Annotated in this window: 20 protein-coding genes and 1 pseudogene; 10 read left to right on the top strand and 11 right to left on the bottom strand. The window is 59.5% G+C overall.

Features of this window, described 5'->3' with window-relative positions; genetic code table 11:
* Positions 1 to 133 (bottom strand): annotated as a pseudogene (gene gcvT, locus ACR0DT_RS12325) (glycine cleavage system aminomethyltransferase GcvT); the annotation flags it as partial.
* Between the two features lie 331 nt (positions 134 to 464).
* On the opposite strand from gcvT, the gene ACR0DT_RS12320 reads away from it, so the two are divergent.
* From ACR0DT_RS12320 to ACR0DT_RS12305, 4 genes are read left to right on the top strand one after another with little or no spacing between them, the layout of a single operon-like run.
* Positions 465 to 1,115 carry a histidine phosphatase family protein gene (locus ACR0DT_RS12320; protein ID WP_480711019.1) on the top strand — a complete coding sequence of 217 codons (651 nt, stop codon included), beginning with the start codon at positions 465 to 467 and terminating at the stop codon, positions 1,113 to 1,115.
* 17 nt (positions 1,116 to 1,132) lie between these two features.
* Positions 1,133 to 1,747 carry a glutathione S-transferase family protein gene (locus ACR0DT_RS12315; RefSeq protein ID WP_480711032.1) on the top strand — a complete coding sequence of 205 codons (615 nt, stop codon included), beginning with the start codon at positions 1,133 to 1,135 and terminating at the stop codon, positions 1,745 to 1,747.
* 14 nt (positions 1,748 to 1,761) lie between these two features.
* Positions 1,762 to 2,814, top strand: a complete 1,053-nt coding sequence (locus ACR0DT_RS12310) for a saccharopine dehydrogenase (protein ID WP_480711018.1) — start codon at positions 1,762 to 1,764, stop codon at positions 2,812 to 2,814.
* Positions 2,815 to 2,817: 3 nt separating this feature from the next.
* Positions 2,818 to 3,960 (top strand): saccharopine dehydrogenase family protein, encoded by a 1,143-nt coding sequence (locus ACR0DT_RS12305; RefSeq protein ID WP_480711017.1) that lies wholly within the window; start codon positions 2,818 to 2,820, stop codon positions 3,958 to 3,960.
* 156 nt (positions 3,961 to 4,116) lie between these two features.
* Here the strand turns inward: ACR0DT_RS12305 and ACR0DT_RS12300 are convergent, their stop codons facing one another.
* From ACR0DT_RS12300 to ACR0DT_RS12285, 4 genes are all read right to left on the bottom strand, one after another.
* Positions 4,117 to 4,317, bottom strand: a complete 201-nt coding sequence (locus ACR0DT_RS12300) for a DUF1127 domain-containing protein (RefSeq protein WP_480711016.1) — start codon at positions 4,315 to 4,317, stop codon at positions 4,117 to 4,119.
* Between the two features lie 43 nt (positions 4,318 to 4,360).
* Positions 4,361 to 4,597 (bottom strand): DUF1127 domain-containing protein, encoded by a 237-nt coding sequence (locus tag ACR0DT_RS12295; protein WP_480711015.1) that lies wholly within the window; start codon positions 4,595 to 4,597, stop codon positions 4,361 to 4,363.
* 310 nt (positions 4,598 to 4,907) lie between these two features.
* Positions 4,908 to 5,225, bottom strand: a complete 318-nt coding sequence (locus ACR0DT_RS12290; protein WP_170326413.1) for a DUF3775 domain-containing protein — start codon at positions 5,223 to 5,225, stop codon at positions 4,908 to 4,910.
* 86 nt (positions 5,226 to 5,311) lie between these two features.
* Positions 5,312 to 6,085, bottom strand: coding sequence for a DUF1365 domain-containing protein (locus ACR0DT_RS12285; RefSeq protein WP_480711014.1), 774 nt, complete (start codon positions 6,083 to 6,085; stop codon positions 5,312 to 5,314).
* 146 nt (positions 6,086 to 6,231) lie between these two features.
* On the opposite strand from ACR0DT_RS12285, the gene ACR0DT_RS12280 reads away from it, so the two are divergent.
* The 3 genes from ACR0DT_RS12280 to ACR0DT_RS12270 are packed head-to-tail and all read left to right on the top strand — an operon-like array spanning position 6,232 to position 8,009.
* On the top strand, positions 6,232 to 6,888 hold the full coding sequence (locus tag ACR0DT_RS12280) for a sigma-70 family RNA polymerase sigma factor (RefSeq protein WP_480711013.1): 657 nt from the start codon (positions 6,232 to 6,234) through the stop codon (positions 6,886 to 6,888).
* A 10-nt stretch (positions 6,889 to 6,898) separates the two neighbouring features.
* A complete protein-coding gene (locus ACR0DT_RS12275) occupies positions 6,899 to 7,549 on the top strand; it encodes a ChrR family anti-sigma-E factor (protein WP_480711012.1) in 651 nt (216 codons plus the stop codon).
* 55 nt (positions 7,550 to 7,604) lie between these two features.
* Positions 7,605 to 8,009: a hypothetical protein gene (locus tag ACR0DT_RS12270; protein ID WP_480711011.1), complete on the top strand. Its 405-nt coding sequence runs from the start codon at positions 7,605 to 7,607 to the stop codon at positions 8,007 to 8,009.
* A 3-nt stretch (positions 8,010 to 8,012) separates the two neighbouring features.
* On the opposite strand, the gene ACR0DT_RS12265 is transcribed toward ACR0DT_RS12270, so the two are convergent.
* The 6 genes from ACR0DT_RS12265 to ACR0DT_RS12240 form a co-directional block, all read right to left on the bottom strand.
* Entirely contained in the window at positions 8,013 to 9,242 is a 1,230-nt protein-coding gene (locus ACR0DT_RS12265) for a DNA recombination protein RmuC (protein WP_480711010.1), read from the bottom strand.
* Between the two features lie 52 nt (positions 9,243 to 9,294).
* Complete coding sequence (gene mutL / locus ACR0DT_RS12260; protein ID WP_480711009.1) at positions 9,295 to 11,157, bottom strand: DNA mismatch repair endonuclease MutL; 1,863 nt, start codon at positions 11,155 to 11,157, stop codon at positions 9,295 to 9,297.
* A 282-nt stretch (positions 11,158 to 11,439) separates the two neighbouring features.
* Positions 11,440 to 12,369, bottom strand: a complete 930-nt coding sequence (locus ACR0DT_RS12255; RefSeq protein ID WP_480711008.1) for a metal ABC transporter permease — start codon at positions 12,367 to 12,369, stop codon at positions 11,440 to 11,442.
* Positions 12,366 to 13,571, bottom strand: a complete 1,206-nt coding sequence (locus ACR0DT_RS12250; protein WP_480711007.1) for a metal ABC transporter permease — start codon at positions 13,569 to 13,571, stop codon at positions 12,366 to 12,368. Before ACR0DT_RS12250 ends, ACR0DT_RS12255 begins: the two co-directional genes overlap by 4 nt.
* A 2-nt stretch (positions 13,572 to 13,573) precedes the next feature.
* Positions 13,574 to 14,377 (bottom strand): metal ABC transporter ATP-binding protein, encoded by an 804-nt coding sequence (locus ACR0DT_RS12245; RefSeq protein WP_480711031.1) that lies wholly within the window; start codon positions 14,375 to 14,377, stop codon positions 13,574 to 13,576.
* Between the two features lie 3 nt (positions 14,378 to 14,380).
* The gene (locus tag ACR0DT_RS12240; protein ID WP_480711006.1) at positions 14,381 to 15,334 is read right to left on the bottom strand and encodes a metal ABC transporter solute-binding protein, Zn/Mn family; all 954 of its coding nucleotides are present in this window, start codon (positions 15,332 to 15,334) and stop codon (positions 14,381 to 14,383) included.
* A gap of 198 nt (positions 15,335 to 15,532) precedes the next feature.
* On the opposite strand from ACR0DT_RS12240, the gene deoC reads away from it, so the two are divergent.
* From deoC to ACR0DT_RS12225, 3 genes are read left to right on the top strand one after another with little or no spacing between them, the layout of a single operon-like run.
* Positions 15,533 to 16,531: a deoxyribose-phosphate aldolase gene (gene deoC / locus ACR0DT_RS12235; RefSeq protein ID WP_480711005.1), complete on the top strand. Its 999-nt coding sequence runs from the start codon at positions 15,533 to 15,535 to the stop codon at positions 16,529 to 16,531.
* 11 nt (positions 16,532 to 16,542) lie between these two features.
* Complete coding sequence (locus ACR0DT_RS12230; RefSeq protein WP_480711004.1) at positions 16,543 to 18,876, top strand: aldehyde dehydrogenase family protein; 2,334 nt, start codon at positions 16,543 to 16,545, stop codon at positions 18,874 to 18,876.
* Between the two features lie 24 nt (positions 18,877 to 18,900).
* On the top strand, positions 18,901 to 19,716 hold the full coding sequence (locus tag ACR0DT_RS12225; RefSeq protein ID WP_480711003.1) for an SDR family oxidoreductase: 816 nt from the start codon (positions 18,901 to 18,903) through the stop codon (positions 19,714 to 19,716).
* Positions 19,717 to 19,729: the final 13 nt, after the last annotated feature.

Here is a 19,729-nt window from a genome sequence, read left to right as displayed (position 1 = left end):
GACACTGCTTATGCTCTCCCATGATCCCCAAAGGATACTGTACAGGCATCTCCCACCCAGCAAAATCAACCATCTTTCCACCCAACTCAACGTGCAAAGCATAGAGGGGAGTACGTTTCGGTGTGGTGCTCATAATCAGGGCCTTTCGAATGCCTTATTCAAAGATCGCCGTATGGTCTGCAAAGGCAACCCTTTATCCAATCACCTCCAAGGTTCCCGGGACGCTAATACGAGTCAACAGGATTTGCCGTGATAGACGATTCAAAACGTATACAGCCGCATGCAACGCCCGTGAATCCTATAGGAAACAACTTTCCGTTAGACAACATTGGAAGCTTGATATTCCGCTATTGGCTGCAAGCTGATCGAACTCTTGCGGGCGGCCAGTTTTTACCCGTCCCCTGACAAACGCCTCTGGCCCCAGCTCGAAACCTGCCCTAAGACTTCGCCCAAGAGGAACCGCAATGTCACATATTACACTGGTGCGTCACGGCCAGGCCAACACCACTGCACGTGATGAAGAAAGCTATGACAAGCTCAGCGATCTGGGCCATCAGCAGGCCCGTTGGCTTGGGGCGCACCTGCAGGATACCCGCGCCCATTATCCAAGGGTCTATTGCGGCACCTTGCAGCGACATGTGGAAACCGCAGCCAGTATGGGCCTGCCTGATCCAATCCGGGACGCCCGCCTTAATGAGATCGAGTATTTCACCATCGCGCAGCTATACGAACAGCAACACGGGGTGAAAATCCCAACCGACAGAGAAGGCTTCGTTGAACACCTGCCCCGCACCTTCGCCGCCTGGGCCAGAGGTGAGATCACGGATACGCCCGAAACCTTTGCTGAGTTCGAAACCCGTGTCTCAGACGCACTGCGCGAGATTGGGACCGAGGGCGGGCCGGCCATCGTTGTAACCTCGGGCGGGTTGATTTCGATGGTGGTGCGACAAGCGATGGGGTTGGATGTCCCGGCGATGGCGCGCGTGGCGCTGGCCATCATGAACACGTCACTGCACCGACTGCACCCGATCGGCCCGCAGCTGAGCCCGGTTCTGTTTAACGCCGTGCCGCATTTGGAAGCGCCGGATCGGCAATTCGCGCAAACCCACCTGTAACCCCGGAGACCTGTATGATGCAGCTATACTATGCCCCCCGCACAATCTCGGTTGCTGTTGCCATCGCATTGGAAGAGGCCGGGCTGGAATACGAAGCGATCCAACTGGATTTCGCCGGCGGTGAACAGACAAAACCGGCTTATAAGCAAATCAACCCCAAGGGCCGCGTTCCGGCGCTGGTGGTTGATGGTGGCATCCTGACCGAAACTGGCGCTTTGTTAGAATACATCGCTGCCAGGGCGCCCGAAGCCGCATTGGTGCCTGCAGATCCTATCATGGCCGCCCGAATGCGTGAGGTGATGTATTACCTGGCCTCGACCATGCATGTAAACCACGCGCATAAGCTACGCGGTGCCCGCTGGGCTGACAAGAAATCCAGCTGGAAAGACATGACAGACAAGGTTGCGCAGACGATGACCGCGTCCTGCGACTATATCTCGTCCAACGGGTTGCGCGGGCCGTTTGTGTTAGGGGAGACGGTCTCGCTGGCAGACGCTTACCTGTATGTGGTTTGCAGTTGGTTGGAAGGTGACGGCGTCGACGTCTCGGCCTTTCCCAAAATTCTGACCTTCCGTGCAGCAATGGAGGCGCGCGCCTCAGTTCAAGCGGTGCGCGCCGCCGGAATGCTCTGACAAAAGGATAACGCATGACACATCTCTGGGTCCGGGCAGAACAGCGCCCGAATGAAGAACGGGTCGGGCTGAACCCCGAAGGGGCCGCCGATCTGATCGCTGCGGGCATCCGCGTGACGGTCGAGGACAGCCAGACCCGCGCCATTCCGATTGACGGCTACAAGGCCGCCGGGTGTGAGATCGCGGTCGAGAATTCCTGGCCCGACGCACCGCTGGATGCGATCATCTTCGGCCTGAAAGAGCTGCCCGAAGACGGTACACCTCTTCCCCACCGCCATATCATGTTTGGCCACGCCTATAAGGGCCAGCATTCCGGTCGTGCGTTGCTGCAGCGGTTCAAGGCTGGCGGCGGCACGCTGTACGATCTGGAATATCTGGTGGCCGAGGATGGCCGCCGGGTTGCGGCCTTTGGGTATTGGGCGGGCTATGCCGGTGCGGCGGTGACGCTCAAGACTTGGGCAGCGCAGCAACGGGGGCAGGAATGCCCGTCCGTCGGCGTCTATCCGGGCAAGGATGCGCTGAATGCGGAATTGCTAGCAGAGCTGGATGCCACCGGCACGCGCCCGCTCGCCATTGTCATCGGTGCACTGGGGCGCGTGGGTACAGGGGCTGCCGATATGTGCGAGGCGATGGGCGTGCAAGTGACCAAATGGGACATGGCCGAGACTGCCAGCGGCGGGCCGTTCCCAGAAATTCTGGATCACGACCTGTTCCTGAACTGCATCTTTGCGCGCCCCGGCACCCCGGCCTTTGTGCCGCGTGAGGCGCTGACCGCGCCGCGCAAGCTGACCGCTATTGGCGATGTGGCCTGCGACCCCGACAGCGATTACAACCCGGTGCCCGTCTATGACCGCGCCACCACCTGGGAACAGCCCGCCCTGCGCGTGGCCAGTGACCCGGTCATGGATGTAATGGCGATCGACAACCTGCCATCAATGCTGCCGGTCGAAAGCTCGCAAGACTATGCCGCACAACTGCTGCCTTCGCTGCTGACCCTCACCGATCTGGACAGCGGCGTCTGGGGCCGGGCGGCGGCGACCTATAACACTCATATCGAAGGACTCTGAGCGATGACGATTCATTGGTGTGGCACCGGCCTGTCGGCCATCCCCGGCCTGCGCCGCCTGATCGAAGGCGGGCACAAGGTCACCGTCTGGAACCGTACCGTCGAAAAGGCCAAGGCCGAGATCGGCGACCTGACCGACGACATCCGCGCCTTTGATATCGACGCGCTTGGCACGGTGCTGGAAAAGGGCGACGTGATCGTTTCGATGCTGCCGGGTGACTGGCACGTTCCGCTGGCCGAACTGGCCATCGCGAAAGAGGCCAATTTCGTCTCGTCCTCTTACATCGCGCCCGAGATGCGTGCGCTTGATGACAAGGCCCGCGAAGCCGGCGTGGCGCTGGTCAATGAGGTCGGGCTGGACCCGGGCATCGACCACCTAATGGCGCACGCGCTGGTCGATGACTATCGCGCCTCGGACGCGTTCGATGCGCAGAACCACCTGAGCTTCATTTCGTATTGCGGTGGTATCCCGAAAAACCCCAACTCGTTCCGCTATAAGTTCAGCTGGTCGCCACTGGGTGTGCTCAAGGCGCTGCGTTCGCCCTCCAGGTCGATCCGTGATTACGCCCCGCTGGACGTGGCCCGCCCGTGGGACGCGATCACCAGCTATATCGCGCCGCTGCCGACACCCGAAAGCTTTGAGGTCTACCCCAACCGCGACTCGATCCCCTTCATGGAGCAGTACCACTTTGAAAAGCACTGGCCGGTCAAGGAATTCGTCCGCGGCACCCTGCGCCTTAACGGCTGGGCCGATGCATGGTCAGACGTGTTTACCGAGATCGAAACGCTGTCGAGTCCCGAAGGTGACGCGCGTCTGAAAGAGATGTCCGATCAATTCTGGGCCGAAAACGCCTATGACGAGGGCGAACCCGACCGCGTGGTTCTTTGCGTCGGGCTGAAGGCGGAAAAAGACGGCATCCCTGTCTGGCACAAGACCTATGTGATGGATGCCTGGGGCGACGCACGCGGCACCGCCATGGCGCGACTGGTGTCGATCCCGGTGTCGCTGGCGGTCGAGGCGGTCCTGCACCGCGCCATCCCAGCCGGCGTCCACGCCGCGCCAAGTGATCCGAAACTGGTGCAGGACTGGATGGCCGAGATCGACACGCTGGCCCAGCATCTGCAGGTGGTGGATCAATTGAACTGAGCTGCTGGCACCGCTCCAATCATTTTTGGGGCGGTGTCTTCAATTCCGCGTTCGCCTAATCAACGTAAACCTGAGGTCGGAACAGGCGACCTGAAGGTTGAAAAAGCCATCCCGAAGCATCGGAATGACTTTTGAATTCTAACGCAGCACGAACTGTCAGATATAGCGCTCGATGACGTTTTCGACGTCGCTACGATTGATGCCCAGCTCGGCTAGTTCGGGATCGGACAAGCGGTTCAACTCCTGCGCGGCTCGTACGATGTTCGAACTGATCGCCTGCAACCGCATCGCTCGGTCGAACAACAATACCGAACTGGCGTTAATCGGCTTGTCACGGGTTGGTCTTGCGTCCAGCATTCTCTCCTCCTTGTGTTCTGCTGCCTCCGGTGCAGCGTGAAGATCAGTGCACTTTCTGCGCGTAGGGCTGTTTGTGATAAACGCTTTGATAGGCACGTTGCTTGATCTCGCTGCGCGGGATGCCGATGTCTTCCAACTGCCGGTCGCTGAGCTTTTCCAGTTCCCGGACAGATTGAGCAAAAATTCCACGGCGGAAATGTTCGACCCGTGCTTCGGCGTAATTCGAAAACAGACCGAAGAAGAGCCCCTTCTGCGGGGTAACAGTTTGTGCGTATCCCATGACTTTCTCCTTTAACTCTGAATTGCGTTTGTTGCTGAGACAGAGAAAAGTAGTCGGGATTAAAAGCGTCGGAGGGTTGGATTAATTTCGCTTAATCTTTTCGCGACCTGGCAATCGCTCGTGTCAAATAAGCCTGTAATTTCAATGTAAACGCGCTGTCAGGCGCAATAACCAGCGCGTGTTCAAACGCCTTTCAGCAGTGGCGAAAGGAGGTGCACAATTCAGAAAGCAACCAGAGGCTTACCCCCCCTGATTACAATCAAGAAACTCTCAGTTTTTTCAGGGCTTCTGTCGCACCCGGCCAAAGGTTCTACATCAAATCGTTTTCCACATCCTCGGCTGAAATCCCCAGCGCATCCAGACCGTTTTCAAGGTGATCTGAAAGGTGTGGCGTGCCGATCAGATAATCGGCGCAAGGGGTCGAGGCTTCGGATTTGGCAGTTGCAATGGCTTCGGCGAGATCCTCGGCGAAAAAGCTTTCGCGTCCGATCCACATGACAGCAACCAACTCGGCCTGCTCGTCTTCGCCCATACGATCGATAAACGCGCGCAGCTCGCCCTCGGCGCGGTTCAGTTCGCGCCCCATCATGGCGACCTGAGCGATTTTTCTTGCCGAGATTTCCAACATAACCCAACTCCTCGTGTTCGCGGTTTCATCCTAGCACAACCACTCTACGGGGTCTGAGTCTTTGATCTTACGCAAATTAAGCGGCGCTAAGGTTCGCGAATCCGGGAAACCGGGTGGTTGGGCACAGGGGCCGAGCGAAACGGGCGGAACCGGGCCTTTTTCACCCACAGTTTCAGCGCTTGCCACAGGATCAGGAAAAACGCGCGGCGGGCACCGAAAGGACGGCGTAACAGCGCCCACAGGATCGTGCGATCAGTCAACGGGCCCCGCCGACCGGTCAGCGTGGCGATCAGCCCACCGCCCGCGCGCCCGTAGTCGATCCAGACACCCACCCGATCCGGGCGATAGTCGAAGCGAAAGGTGTAGGACCCTTCGATCTTTTGAAACGGCGAGACATGCATCAACTTGTCCGCCACGATCCGGTCGGAGGGCTTGATCGGCGCAAAGTTAGGCGTGTGGCACAGGTAGCTGTGGCGCGTGCCAAAGGTGTTCGTAACCTCGGCCACCACCGCGTAAAGCTGATCATCTGCATCGAAGCAAAACCAGAAGCTGACTGGATTGAATACATGGCCGAATACGCGCGGCTGGGTCAGCAAGGAGATATGTTCGGGCTGCGTCACGCCCATCTGGTCGAACTGATCCCGTAACCATTCAGCACCGCGCCCCTGCCCCGGCTCCCCACCATGATCGCGGTCCCGCCAGTTGGTGATATTGGGCCTATTCAGTGAAAACAGCGCCGGTGTAACCGGTTGGCTTTCCGGGTCCAGTAGGATGTAGTCGACGGAATAGCGAAAAGCGTTTTGGACCGCGCCCTTGCGGCCGTGAAAGGTGTGGCCTGCAATATGGTCGACCCTGTTCACGCAGTTTTCTCCAATCGGCCTGTAAACCGTTCCAGCAGCATTCTTTTCCTCACTTGCTTGTATCAGGTATTACGAAAATTAGCGCGACCCGGATCAAAAACAGCAGATAAAGTGATCCGACTTGGGCCTAGCTGCGTAATGTGGTTATGTTTACCGAGATCGATACCGTGACCTTGGATGAACCGGTGGCCAACAGGCCCGCACTGAAACCTTGGCGCGCAAGCAAACGCATCAGGGGCAAGCCGGTGAACAAAGCGGATAGCAACTGCGACACCAGAACTGAGTGGGTAAGCCACGTCAGACGCATTCGCGACGCGCAGGATCAGGCAGCCTTTGCCGAGCTGTTCCAGCACTTCGCGCCACGCATCAAGGCGTTCCTGATCAAGTCAGGGTCCGATGCCGCACTGGCCGAGGAATGCGCTCAAGAAGTGATGGCAACCCTATGGCACAAGGCGCATCTGTTCGATCCCACCCGCGCGACTGTGGCCACCTGGGTGTTCACGATCGCAAGGAACAAGCGCATCGACGTCCTGCGCAAACAACGCCGACCCGAACCCGAGGACTTGGGATGGGGCCCCGAGGCGGAACCAGACCAAGACGATGTGGTCGCACTACAACAGGAAACCGCGCAGCTGCGCGACGCCATGGCGGCGTTACCCGAGGCGCAAAGACAGCTGATCGAAAAGGCCTATTTCGGCGATCTGAGCCATCGAGAAATTGCATCTCAGACCGGGTTGCCCTTGGGTACGATCAAATCACGGATACGGCTGGCGCTGGACCGCTTGCGCCACGCGATGAATTGAGATGACGACGATGAGTAACGATATCAAACATCACCTGACAGACGACCTGTTGATGGCCTATGCCGCGGGCAACCTGCCCGAAGCGTTCGACCTGATGGTCGCGACGCATCTGTCCTTGTGTGATCACTGCCGCGCCCGGGCTGAAAGCTTTGACGCTGTGGGTGGCTGTGTTCTTCAAGAGCAAGACAGCCCGGTCAGCATGAGCGATGGGTCTCTGGCCGCAACCATGGCTCTGATCGCTCAGGGTGTCCCGATCGCAAAACCCGCACGTCCGGGATGCTCGGTTCTGCCCGCACCTTTGCAGGATTACGTGGGCGGTGACGTGAATGACATCAAATGGCGCTCCATCGGGATGGGTGTGAAACAGGCGATCCTACCCACCACGAGCGAGGCCACCGCCCGCCTGCTCTTCATTCCGGCCGGTGCAGCCGTACCCGACCACAGCCATAACGGCATGGAGTTAACAATGGTACTGCAAGGCGCGTTCTCGGATGAGATCGACCATTTCGCGCGCGGCGATGTCGAGATCGCGGACGAAAGCCTGCACCACACGCCGACCGCCGATATCTCAGAGGATTGCATATGTCTGGCGGTCACCGACGCGCCGTTGAAGTTTACCAAGCTAATGCCGCGCCTGTTCCAGCCTTTCCTGCGCATCTGAAACACTGGGGCGTTTCATGCTACGCTGACCCTTCAATCGGTTCGGGAGAAATCTCATGCAACGTTTTCTGATTATGAGTGTATTGCTTACCGGTCTTGCCAGCGCAGCCTGGGCACAGCGCGTGGCGGACGTTAAGTTCGAACCCGGTAATTTCGGCACGATGGTAAGCGGGACGATCACCGGCAACGAGTATTTCGACTACACGCTGGGCGCGCAGGCGGGTCAGGAAATGTTCGCCGATCTCAAGGTCAGCGACACCAACGGCTATGGTGTGATCTATTTCAACATTCTGCCGCCGGGCAGCGATGGTGAGGCGATTTACAACGGCTCGGTCGATGGAAACACCGCCCGCATCGACCTGCCCGAGGACGGAGATTATACCATCCGCGTCTACTTGATGGGCAATGATCGGGATACCGATAAGACAGTCGGCTATAATCTGGACCTGTCGATTCAGTAAAACTCAGCCTTCGGATTTGCCCAATGGCACCACATTGGTGTGATCTTCCGGAGCCAGATCTTCGAAATCGAAGTTGTCCAGCCGCTGCGCCCGACGTCCTGCCTTTTCGGCACTGATTTTGATTTCCGAAATATCCTTGGCAGCCTGACCAAAATGACGGTCGAGGTTCGAAACACGATCCCCCAGACGCTCGACATCCTTGTGCAGCAGGCCCAATTCCTTGCGGATCGCCCCCGCCTGTTCGCGCATCCGCGCATCCTTCAGGATCGCACGCATCGTGTTGAGCGTCGCCATGCAGGTGGTGGGGGACACGATCCAGACGCGTTTGCTGAAACTCTCTTGCACCAGTTCGGGGAATTTGGCGTGTAGTTCGGCATAGACCGCCTCGGACGGCAGGAACATCAGCGCGCCGTCAGCGGTTTCGCCGTCCAGAATGTATTTCTCGGCAATATCGTTGATGTGCTTGCGCACCGTGCTGCGGAACATCTGCGCCGCCGCTTTCAGCTCAGCATCATTGGTCGAACCGATCAGCGCCTCATAAGCCTCCAAAGGGAATTTACTGTCGATCACAATTGGCCCCGGCGGGTTCGGCAGGTGGATCAGGCAATCCGCGCGCCGCCCATTCGACAGGGTCGCCTGCAATTGGAAACTATCCGAGGGCAGCGCCTTGGAGACGATGTCGTTCAGCTGAATTTCCCCAAACGCGCCGCGTGTCTGTTTGTTCGACAGGATATCCTGCAACGACAGCACATCGCCCGACAGCTTGGTGATATTGTCTTGTGCTTTATCGATGGCGGCCAGACGCTCCTGCAACTGCGTCAGCGAGGTCGCGGTCTGTTTCGACGAACCGTGCAGCGATTCCTTCATTCGCTCCTGCATCTCGGCCAATGCACGGGCTGACTTCATAGCATTGTCCGCCAACCGGTCATTCATCTGCTGCTGCACCGAGGAAAGGCGGGATTCAACCGTCTGGATCACCTGCACCTGTGCATTGGCCTGCGTGTCCGAGACATGCTGCAAGCCACCGCGTAGTTGCTCCTGCCCCTGCCCCAATTGCTGCACGTTCTGGCCCAGATGCGCCATCTGCCGCGCCAGCGGTTCGGCCATGCGGGCGGATCGGTTGGCCGCGCGCAACGACATGAACAGAAGCAGCAGGATCAACGCCACAACCCCGCCTGCGATCAGCACCACAGGGTCGTTCAAAGCCATTTCAGTACCAGAAACCTCGATCATATCGCCTCGGATGTTCTTGTTTTATTCTTTTTAACCCGACCAAGCGCCGGGATCAACTACGCCCGAACAGACGTTCTATGTCGCTCAGCTTTAGTTCCACATAGGTCGGACGCCCGTGGTTGCACTGGCCGGAATGAGGCGTCGCCTCCATCTCGCGCAGCAGGGCGTTCATTTCCTCGGCCCGCATCCGTCGGCCCGACCGAACCGAGCCATGGCATGCCACCCGGCTGAGGATCGCCTCGATCCGCGCCTGCACCGTCTGGCTTTCGCCCTGGTCTGCCAGTTCATCGAGGATATCCAGAATCATCGCGTGCGCATCGACCTCACCCAGAATGGCCGGGGTTTCGCGCACAGCGATGGCCCCGCCGCCAAAAGGTTCCAACGTCAGCCCAAGGCACGACAGGTCATCCGCGACGGCCATGAGACGCGCGCAGTCGCCTTCGGAAAGTTCCACAATTTCCGGGATCAGCAGTGCCTGCGCAGCGACGCCGTTCTCGGTCATCTGGGCTTTCAGCTTTTCATAGACCAGACGTTCATGCGCGGCATGCTGGTCGACGATCACCATGCCGTCTGCGGTTTGGGCGATGATGTAATTCTCGTGCACCTGCCCGCGTGCCGCACCCAAGGGCAGATCCTGTACTGGGAGTTCTTCCACCGCAACCGGAGCCGCCATTGGGGGAGGTTCAACAACACTGCCGCTATAGTCGCGCGACAGTTCCGCAAATCCCGGTGCTTGCGCGCGATAGGCCGCGTGCCGTGCCGCAGGCGAGGGCCGATCCATCTGATACACCCGTGCCGGTGTAAGCTGCGCCGGTTCAGGTCGCATCGCGCCCAGCGTTGCATTCGCCACGGTCGAGGACGCCCGATGTCCTGCCTCGGCCAGCGCGTGCCGCAAGGCCGAGACAATCAGCCCACGCGCCACGCCGGGATCGCGAAACCGGACCTCGGATTTGGCAGGGTGGACGTTCACATCTACCAGCGTAGGGTCGCAGTCGATGAACAGCGCTGCCGCCGGATGACGGTCGCGGCTGAGGAAATCGAAATAAGCTGCCCGCAGCGCACCGGTCAGCATCTTGTCTCGCACGGGTCGGCCGTTAATGAACAGATACTGCGCCACCGCAGCACCGCGCGAATAGGTCGGCAGGGCGGCATAGCCATAAAGACGAATGCCCTCGCGCGTGGCGTCGATCTGCAGCGCATTCTCGGCAAACTCGCGCCCGATCACACGGGCCAAACGGGCGTGCAGCGCGTCGAACAAATCGCCATTTTCACGGTCGGCGCGGAAGGTTACACGGCCCTCGCCCCCGCCTGAGACATCGCGCAGGATAAAGGTGATGGCGGGTTCGGCCATAGCCAGCCGTTTGACCGTATCGGTGATTGCCTGCGCCTCGGCCCGGTCGGTGCGCATGAATTTCAATCGCGCGGGTGTTGCAAAGAACAGATCACGCAATTCCACCACCGTGCCCGCGCGCAGGGCGGCGGGCTTCACCGCCTCCATCTTACCACCCCAAACATGGACCTGTGCTGCCTCGGACTCTGGCACCCGGCTGGTGATGGTTAGCCGCCCGACAGCACCTAGCGACGGCAGCGCCTCTCCCCTAAAACCGAAGGTGTGAATGTTCAGCAAATCCGAGCCGTCGATCTTAGACGTCGCGTGACGAGACAGGGCCAGCGGCAGATCACCTGCCGAAATCCCGCACCCATCGTCAGTGACGCGAATCAACGTCTTGCCGCCATCAGCGATGTCGATGGCAATCCGGGTCGATCCGGCGTCTATGGCATTTTCCACCAGTTCCTTGACCGCCGAGGCCGGACGTTCCACCACCTCACCCGCAGCAATGCGGTTGATCGCGGCATCATCAAGTTGCCGGATTACGGGACGGTTTTCGCTGATATTGGGGTTTGCCTGCACCATACCACCAGACCTAGCATAGGCACGCACGATTCTGCCACTGGTTTGGTAGCTCTATTTTTTGAGGGAGGGGGCGTTCGAACAATCGTGCCGCGCCGATGTCAACAGACGACAATACTGGTCACGATTGTCCGAACGATCCAAGTGAGTGGTGGTCATTCAGAAATTTATTGCGGGGGAACTAGCACGAAACGTGACATGACAGTCATTAACTCTGCCATTACTGGGCGTCTGGGCGAATTTCAGCCGACGCCTCGCATTAGCCAGCGGCGGGAAAACGCCGTGTCAAGTCGCTTGGGGCGCTCCGGCACGAGTGCGGCATGGACCCCACAATGCAGCGCCCGCCAGGATCGAGCCCGACATGGTGGCAATCATACCAGCCGCGCTGACCGCATCCGCACTGCCCAGCCAAAGCGGCCCGTATCCCGCCAGCACATAGCCCGAGATTGCGGATACGCTGGCGAAAAATACGCTCCAGGTGATCTGAGTTTCCAGTCGGTTAGTCATCATCCGCGCCGCCGCAGGGGGGCAGATGAACATGGCGATCACGATGATCGACCCTACTGCATCAAACGCTGCCACAGCAGAGATTGCTGCTACGATCACCAAGGCCATTCCCAACGCACCGGTGCGAATACCGATAGTTCGGGCGAAGCCTTCGTCAAAGGTTGAGATTTTCAGTGGGCGCCAGAGTAGCCAGATGAACAGGATCACGCCCACTAGCGTCAGCGCGATCCGTGGCAGTTCCGGCGGCAGCCCGGCCAAAGCCGTCAGATCCAGCAATGACGACCAGCCCACGGCATCCAGCCAGATCAGGCTTTCCAGATTGCCATACAGCGCATGTTCCACATCCAGATGCACTGTCGAGGTGTCGGTCTGCTCCAGCAGCAGAACACCGCCTGCGAACATGGTGGTGAACACCACACCCATCGCGGCGCCCGGTTCGATCTGACCTAGTCGTCGGATCGCCTCAATCATCACTACGGCCACAATCGCCGCGCCAGCCGCGCCCAACATCATGGGCCAGGTCGAGATCGCTCCGGTCAGTAGAAAGGCCACCACGATGCCGGGCAGCACCACGTGACTGATTGCGTCCCCGATCAGGGCCTGTTTGCGCAGCACCAGAAAATTTCCAGGCAGAGCACAGGCAATGGCGGCGAAGATCCCGATCAGCAGTGGCGTCAAGGACAGGGGGACAAACTCTTCACCGCTCATGGTCGGATCTCCTGTGGGCCGCCGATCAGACGGTCGATTTCCGCGATCTGATCGCGGGTCAGCACCGTTTCAATATCGCGCAGCCCATCGTAAAGCGCCGCCGTCGCTTCGTGCGCCTGATCCGCACGCACGACTTCCCACCGTTTTTCGTCGCGCAATGCCTTGGCTGCACGGGCCTTACCAGCTTCGGTGGCAACGCCATCGGCGCGGGCCAGTCCGGCGCGTTTCAGCAAGCGCAGAGTCAGAGGTTCATAGATTTTCTGGCCTTGTGCCAGCGCCAGCAAACCCTGCCTGATATGCACTCGGCGCTGAAACTTCAGATGTTGCAGCACCGACGCCAGAACACCCCGGACCGGTGCAAACAGAAGAGAAAGCGCGAAAAAACCAAAGCTGACCAGCACAATGATCGGACCGGTAGGCAGGTTCGGGGCCGAGGCCGATAGAGCCGCGCCTAGATACCCGGCCAATCCACCCGCCACACCAGCGAGCAAGACCACCCGATCCGAACGGTCGGTCCAGAACCGCGCAGTCACGGGCGGGATGATCAGCAATGCCACGATCAGGATCAGCCCGACGATCTTCAACCCGACAACGGTGACAGCCATCACCAATCCCATCATCGCCAGGTCAATCCGATGCACCGGTAGCCCGCGCGCCGCCGCATATTCCGGATCAAACGCCACCATGGTCATCGGACGGCGGATGATCATCACCAGAACAAGCGTTGCGGCGCCGCCCACCGCAATGATCAGAGCATCCGCCCACAGCATTCCGGCCGTCGAGCCCAGCAAAAACCCTTCGAGTCCTGCCTGACGTCCGACGCCCATTGTCTGGATCACGGTCAGCAGAACAATTCCAAATCCGAAGAACACCGACAAAACCGCGCCGATCGCTGCATCTTCGGCCAACCGCGTGCGCCGGGTCAGCCAGTTCATGCAAAGCAGACCAATCCAGGCCGAGATCGCTGATCCCGCCAACAGACCAATCAGGTTGCGCCCATCGCCTCCAAAAGCGACCAACACCATGAAGGCCAAACACACGCCCGGCAGGGTCGCATGGCTGATCGCATCGCTGACCAGTGCGCGTTTGCGCAGAAACAGGAAGGTGCCGGTCACCCCGGCGGACACACCCAACAAGGTCGCACCAATGGCGACCAGCGTGGCGTTATAGCCAAGCTGCAGGCTCAGAGCATCCCAAAGCATGATTACCCCAGCGCGCGTGAGATCTGGTCGATCTGGGCGGTGGCCAGACGGCCCCCGTAGGCCGATTGCAGAGTTTCGGCGGTAAAGGCCTCAGCCACAGTTCCCTCGGCCACCTTGCGGGTGTTGATCAGGAAGACATGGTCGAAATAGTCGGTAACAGTGGCCAGATCGTGATGCACGACAACGACGGTTTTACCTGCCTCTTTCAACGATTTCAGCACCGCGATGATGGCCTTTTCCGTGGCCGCATCAACCCCAGCAAAGGGTTCGTCCAGCAAGTAAAGATCAGCTTCTTGCGCCAATGCGCGGGCAAGGAATACCCGCTGCTGCTGGCCGCCGGAAAGCTGACCGATCTGACGATCCGCGAAATCGCGCATACCGACGCGGTTCAGGCAATCCATCGCGCGAGACATGTGCCGCGCACGGATACGGCCCAGCAGACCCAGTTGCCGCGACAAGCCCATCAGCACCACGTCAATCACGCGGGTTGGGAAATCCCAGTCCACACTGGCGCGCTGCGGGACATAGGCGATGCGGGCGCGTTGCTTCTCTAGTGGTTTGCCATAAACAGTGACCTGCCCGGAGAGAGCCGACACGATCCCCAATGCGGCCTTGAGAAGGGTCGATTTCCCTGCGCCGTTGGGTCCGATGATCGCCGTCATTGCACCGGGTTGCACGGTCATATCCACCGAAAACACCGCAGGTTTCTGACCGTAGGAAACGGTCAATCCGCGAATGGCCAGAGGGCTGTCATCCAAGCTGTGCTGGGAAATCGAAACACCCTGATCAGCAGCCAGTTCCAGCATCATTCAAAACCCCGCCGACAGTTTGCCATTCATGCCGCGATCAGGCACTTCTGCGCCCAGCGCTCCGGCGATGACGGTGATATTGTGATCCAGCATACCGACATAGGTACCTTCATAGGTGCCGGGTTCGCCCATGGCGTCGGAATACAACTCTCCGCCCACACCCACTTCGTGACCCTTGGCTGCGGCACCTTCGATGAGCGCGCGCATTGACCGGTCCGAGACCGAGCTTTCAACGAACACCGCCGTCAGCTGCTGATCGACCAGCGTATCCACTAATTCTCCGATCCGGTTTAGCCCGGCCTCGGATTGGGTCGAGATGCCCTGGATGCCCATCACCTCATACCCGTATGCCGCGCCGAAATAGCCAAAGGCGTCATGTGCGGTGACCAATACGCGGTTGTTTTCGGGTACAGCCGCCAGCGCCTGATCGGCATAGGCGGTCAGCGCATCAAGCTCGGCCAGATGGGCCTGCGCATTGGCGGCAAAGACATCAGCGGCCGCGGGGCGCGCGGCTGTCAGGGCCTCTTGCACCTCAACCACCACATCGCGCCACAGGGTGGGGCTCATCCACACATGCGGGTCATATTTGTCGGCATAATCGTCATGCGCGCGCAGCTTGGATTTGTCGACTCCCTCAGCCACGGCCACCACGGTGCGTTTGCGGCCCAGATCGTGGAAGAAATCTTCCATCTGCGCCTCCAGATACAGGCCATGCCACAGGATCAGGTCCGCACGGGTCATTGCCACGATATCGCTACGAGTCTGGCGATAGGCATGTGGGTCGACACCGGGACCCATCAGGCCCTTCACCTCGACCTGGTCCCCGCCGACCTGACGCGCCGCGTCTGCGATCATACCAGTGGTTGCGACCACTTTCAGAGGGGCTTCGGCCCAAGCCGCTAGTGGCAAAGCAGCGGCGAATGCCAGTGCTGCAAGAAAGCTGCGACGAATCATGTCAGATCCCGTTTTGGTTCCCTGTTGAGGATAAATATGCGAACCATTCGCAACTAAGTCAATGCTATTGCGAATTACTCGCAAGAAAACGCTTATTTTGTCCATTTGGTCAAAAATTTTACCAATCACCCCCTGCAACGCCTTCCCTTTACACGCCGCCCGTGCGATTTTGGCGCAAACCTCCCAAAGGACGTGACTATGGATACGCAGAGCTCAGAAAGCCCCGTGCGCACCGCGCATCTGCCGCAAGTAACCGAACCCAGAAACCCCGGTATGGATATTGATCTGGATTGGGTGCGCGCCGTGCAGGTCAATACCTCGGCCATCGAACGCCGCGCCGCGACCTTGCCCGGCCGGCGGTCGGTCAAGAAAGAGTATCAGGCCGCATGGTTGTTGAAGGCAATCACAATGATCGACCTGACCACGCTGTCCGGCGATGACACGGTGGGTCGTGTGCGCCGTCTGTGCGCCAAGGCGCGCCAGCCGGTGTCGCCCGGGATATTGCAGGCGCTGGACATGCCGCCGATCACCACCGGGGCGGTCTGCGTATATCACGATATGATCGAAACAGCGGTTGAGGCGCTGAAGGGCACCGGCATCCCCGTCGCCGCAGTCTCGACCGGTTTCCCCGCAGGCCTGTCGCCTTTCCACCTGCGCGTTGCCGAAATCGAGGAAAGCGTGAAGGCCGGGGCCGAGGAAATCGACATCGTGATCTCGCGCCGCCATGTGCTGTCGGGCGACTGGCAGGCGTTGTATGATGAGATGAAAGCCTTCCGCGTGGCCTGCGGCGATGCCCATGTCAAAGCCATTCTGGCAACCGGAGAGCTGGGCAGCCTGCGAAACGTCGCCCGTGCCTCGCTGGTGTGCATGATGGCGGGCGCTGATTTCATCAAAACCTCGACCGGGAAGGAAAGCGTCAACGCCACTCTGCCCGTGTCATTGGTGATGATCCGCGCGATCCGCGACTACTTTGACCGCACCGGGTATCGCGTCGGCTATAAGCCTGCGGGCGGGATTTCTAAAGCCAAGGACGCGCTGGTTTACCTGTCGCTGATCAAGGATGAGTTGGGCGACCGCTGGCTGCAGCCGGACCTGTACCGCTTTGGCGCTTCGTCCCTGCTGGGCGATATCGAACGGCAGTTGGAACACTATGTCACCGGGGCCTACTCGGCTGGCTACCGTCACTCCATGGGCTGAGGACAAGAACAATGACAGTCAAAGAAATTTTCGAAACCATGGACTATGGCCCCGCCCCCGAAAGCGCCGCCGAGGCACTGGCTTGGCTGGTCGATCAGGGCGATAAGTTCGGTCACTATATCGACGGTACCTTTACCAAACCGGGCAAAGGGTTCGAAAGCCGCAACCCCGCGACCGAAGAGGTGCTAGCCAAGCTGACACAAGCCAAACAAGCCGATGTAGACGCAGCCGTTGCCGCCGCCCGCAAAGCTCAACCGAAATGGGAAAAGCTGGGCGGTGCGGGTCGTGCGCGATACCTCTATGCCATTGCGCGGCTTTTGCAGAAACACGCGCGCCTGTTTGCCGTGCTGGAAAGCCTCGACAACGGCAAACCGATCCGGGAATCGCGTGACATTGATATCCCGCTGGCACAGCGGCATTTCTATTACCACGCGGGCATGGCGCAGCTGATGGAAAGCGAATTGCCCGATGCCCAGGCGCTGGGTGTGTGCGGCCAGATCATTCCGTGGAACTTCCCACTGTTGATGCTGGCTTGGAAAATCGCACCGGCGCTGGCGATGGGCAACACCGTGGTTCTGAAACCAGCCGAGTACACCTCGCTGACTGCGTTGCTGTTTGCTGATATCTGCACCCAAGCTGGACTGCCCAAGGGCGTGGTCAACATCATCACCGGCGACGGCACGGTGGGTGAGATGATCGTGAACTCGGACGTGGACAAGATCGCCTTTACCGGCTCGACCGTTGTAGGCCGCCGCATCCGCGAGGCAACCGCCGGGTCTGGTAAAGAGCTGACTCTGGAGCTGGGCGGCAAGTCCGCTTACGTCGTCTTTGATGATGCAGATATCGATTCGGCCATCGAAGGTCTGGTTGATGCGATCTGGTTCAACCAAGGTCAAGTCTGCTGCGCGGGCTCGCGCCTGCTGGTGCAGGAAGGTATCGCGGACCGTTTCCACGAGAAACTGCGCGCGCGGATGGACAAACTGCGCATCGGCGATCCGCTGGACAAATGCATCGACGTAGGTGCGGTGGTGGACCCGGTTCAGTTGCAGACCATCAAGGGGCTGGTTGAGAGCAACACGGTTGGCCATGTGCATCAAGCCGCCTTTGAACTGCCCGCGAACGGGTGCTATTACCCGCCGACGCTGATCTCGGGCCTCGAAACGTCCGATCCGCTGATGCAGGAAGAAATCTTTGGCCCGGTGCTGGTTTCCTCGACCTTCCGCACTCCGGAAGAGGCGGTGGAACTGGCCAACAACACCCGCTACGGGCTGGCCGCGACGGTCTGGACCGAGAATGTGAACCTTGCACTGGATATCGCGCCCAAACTGGTCGCGGGTGTGGTCTGGGTGAACTCCACCAACCTGTTCGATGCGGCCGCCGGTTTCGGCGGCGTGCGCGAAAGCGGCTTTGGCCGCGAAGGGGGTTGGGAAGGTTTGGCGGCCTATACCAAGCCCAAGGGCAAGGCTAAGCCTCTGACCAAGGTTGAGGCGACCCTGGGTGAAGGTGCTCCGGTCGATCCCATTGACCGGACCGCCAAGATGTATGTTGGTGGCAAGCAGGCAAGGCCTGATAGTGGCTATTCCAAACCTGTCTGGGGCAAATCCGGCTTGCTGGGCCATGTGGGCCTGGCCAACCGCAAAGATGTCCGCAACGCGGTTGAGGCTGCAGCGGGTGCCAAGGGCTGGTCCAAGACAACCGGCCATCTGCGGGCGCAAATCCTATATTACATCGGTGAGAACCTTTCGGCCCGCGCGGATGAATTCGCGGCTCGTATCGACGCCATGACTGGTAGGAAAGGCGGTGCAAAAGAGGTCGAGACTTCGATCCAGCGCCTGTTCACTGCTGCTGCCTGGGCGGATAAGTACGACGGTCAGGTGCATGGCGTTCCGATCCGGGGCGTGGCCATTGCAATGAAGGAATCCGTTGGTGTTATCGGCGCGCTGTGCGCTGACGAAGCACCATTGCTGGGTCTGGTCTCGGTGATGGCCCCGGCGATCGCGATGGGTAACCGGACAGTTATGGTCGCCTCAGAGCCCTATCCATTGGCAGCAACCGACTTCTACCAGATCCTCGAAACCTCCGACGTCCCTGCTGGCGTGGTCAACATCCTGACCGGCAGCCATGTGGAACTGGCGAAGCCGCTGGCCTCACATCTGAACGTCGATGCTGTCTGGTCATTCTCATCCACCGATCTGTCCCAAGAGATCGAGGTTGTATCGGCCGGAAACCTGAAACGCACCTGGGTGAATAACGCCACGGCATTTGATTGGGGCGTGGACCATTCCCGCCGCTTCCTGCAGGCTGCGACCGAAGTGAAAAACATCTGGGTGCCCTACGGCGAGTAGGGCTCCCGCTCTAGGGAGGCCTACATGGATTTTTCAGGACAGACCGTCATCGTCATTGGCGGCACCAGCGGCATCAACCGTGGCATTGCCGAGGCCTTTGCTGCCTCGGGGGCCAAACTGGCCGTCGCGAGCCGATCACAGGACAAGGTCGATGACACGCTTGCCGCATTGAAAGAGGCAGGCGCTGCCGAGGTGATCGGCGCGGCCTTTGATGTGCGTGATGCGCAAGCCGTGGCGGACGGGCTGAAACAGTTCCACGACGCTTTGGGCGATTTCGACGTTCTGGTCTCAGGCGCGGCGGGGAATTTCCCGGCGCTCACCTCCGAGATGTCAGTCAACGCATTCAAGACAGTCGTGGACATCGACCTGATGGGCACGGTCCATGTGATGAAAGGAGCTTACCCCTATCTAAAACGTCCCGGCGCCAGCATCATCAACATCTCAGCCCCGCAGGCGTTTCTGCCATACGAAGGGCAGGCGCATGTCTGCGCGGCCAAAGCGGGTGTCGATCAAATCACTCGTACCTTGTCGATGGAGTGGGGGGTCGAGGGTATCCGCGTGAACTCAGTCGTGCCAGGCTTTATCGAAGGCACCGAAGGCGCGCGGCGTCTGGCCCCGACGGAAAACGCCCATGAAGAGCTGCGCCGTGATGTGCCGCTGGGGCGTTGGGGGAACACACAGGACGTGGCCAATGCCTGCCTGTTCCTCAGCTCGGATATGGCCAGCTATATCAGCGGTACGGTTCTGTCCGTGGACGGCGCGTTGTATCAGCGCGGATCAGGCAAGTTCGGGCAGATGATGGGACAGATGCTGCGTAGCGCAGCAGGGAAAAAGGGCTGAGTATTACTCAGCC

The sequence above is a fragment of the Ruegeria sp. BI11 genome (assembly GCF_056538005.1).
The sequence above is the reverse complement of the archived record's forward strand: the minus strand, read 5'-3'. Positions and strand labels throughout refer to the sequence as shown.

Bases quoted from the DNA above. Each gene is read 5' to 3' on its own strand.
- ACR0DT_RS12240 (WP_480711006.1), bottom strand. From the start codon at position 15,334: ATGATTCGTCGCAGCTTTCTTGCAGCACTGGCATTCGCCGCTGCTTTG.
- deoC (WP_480711005.1), top strand. From the start codon at position 15,533: ATGGATACGCAGAGCTCAGAAAGCCCCGTGCGCACCGCGCATCTGCCG.
- ACR0DT_RS12295 (WP_480711015.1), bottom strand. From the start codon at position 4,597: ATGGGATACGCACAAACTGTTACCCCGCAGAAGGGGCTCTTCTTCGGT.
- ACR0DT_RS12265 (WP_480711010.1), bottom strand. From the start codon at position 9,242: ATGATCGAGGTTTCTGGTACTGAAATGGCTTTGAACGACCCTGTGGTG.
- ACR0DT_RS12320 (WP_480711019.1), top strand. From the start codon at position 465: ATGTCACATATTACACTGGTGCGTCACGGCCAGGCCAACACCACTGCA.
- ACR0DT_RS12275 (WP_480711012.1), top strand. From the start codon at position 6,899: ATGAGTAACGATATCAAACATCACCTGACAGACGACCTGTTGATGGCC.
- ACR0DT_RS12225 (WP_480711003.1), top strand. From the start codon at position 18,901: ATGGATTTTTCAGGACAGACCGTCATCGTCATTGGCGGCACCAGCGGC.
- ACR0DT_RS12310 (WP_480711018.1), top strand. From the start codon at position 1,762: ATGACACATCTCTGGGTCCGGGCAGAACAGCGCCCGAATGAAGAACGG.
- ACR0DT_RS12305 (WP_480711017.1), top strand. From the start codon at position 2,818: ATGACGATTCATTGGTGTGGCACCGGCCTGTCGGCCATCCCCGGCCTG.
- ACR0DT_RS12230 (WP_480711004.1), top strand. From the start codon at position 16,543: ATGACAGTCAAAGAAATTTTCGAAACCATGGACTATGGCCCCGCCCCC.
- ACR0DT_RS12315 (WP_480711032.1), top strand. From the start codon at position 1,133: ATGCAGCTATACTATGCCCCCCGCACAATCTCGGTTGCTGTTGCCATC.
- ACR0DT_RS12300 (WP_480711016.1), bottom strand. From the start codon at position 4,317: ATGCTGGACGCAAGACCAACCCGTGACAAGCCGATTAACGCCAGTTCG.
- ACR0DT_RS12270 (WP_480711011.1), top strand. From the start codon at position 7,605: ATGCAACGTTTTCTGATTATGAGTGTATTGCTTACCGGTCTTGCCAGC.
- ACR0DT_RS12290 (WP_170326413.1), bottom strand. From the start codon at position 5,225: ATGTTGGAAATCTCGGCAAGAAAAATCGCTCAGGTCGCCATGATGGGG.
- ACR0DT_RS12250 (WP_480711007.1), bottom strand. From the start codon at position 13,571: ATGCTTTGGGATGCTCTGAGCCTGCAGCTTGGCTATAACGCCACGCTG.
- ACR0DT_RS12245 (WP_480711031.1), bottom strand. From the start codon at position 14,377: ATGCTGGAACTGGCTGCTGATCAGGGTGTTTCGATTTCCCAGCACAGC.
- ACR0DT_RS12280 (WP_480711013.1), top strand. From the start codon at position 6,232: ATGTTTACCGAGATCGATACCGTGACCTTGGATGAACCGGTGGCCAAC.
- mutL (WP_480711009.1), bottom strand. From the start codon at position 11,157: ATGGTGCAGGCAAACCCCAATATCAGCGAAAACCGTCCCGTAATCCGG.
- ACR0DT_RS12255 (WP_480711008.1), bottom strand. From the start codon at position 12,369: ATGAGCGGTGAAGAGTTTGTCCCCCTGTCCTTGACGCCACTGCTGATC.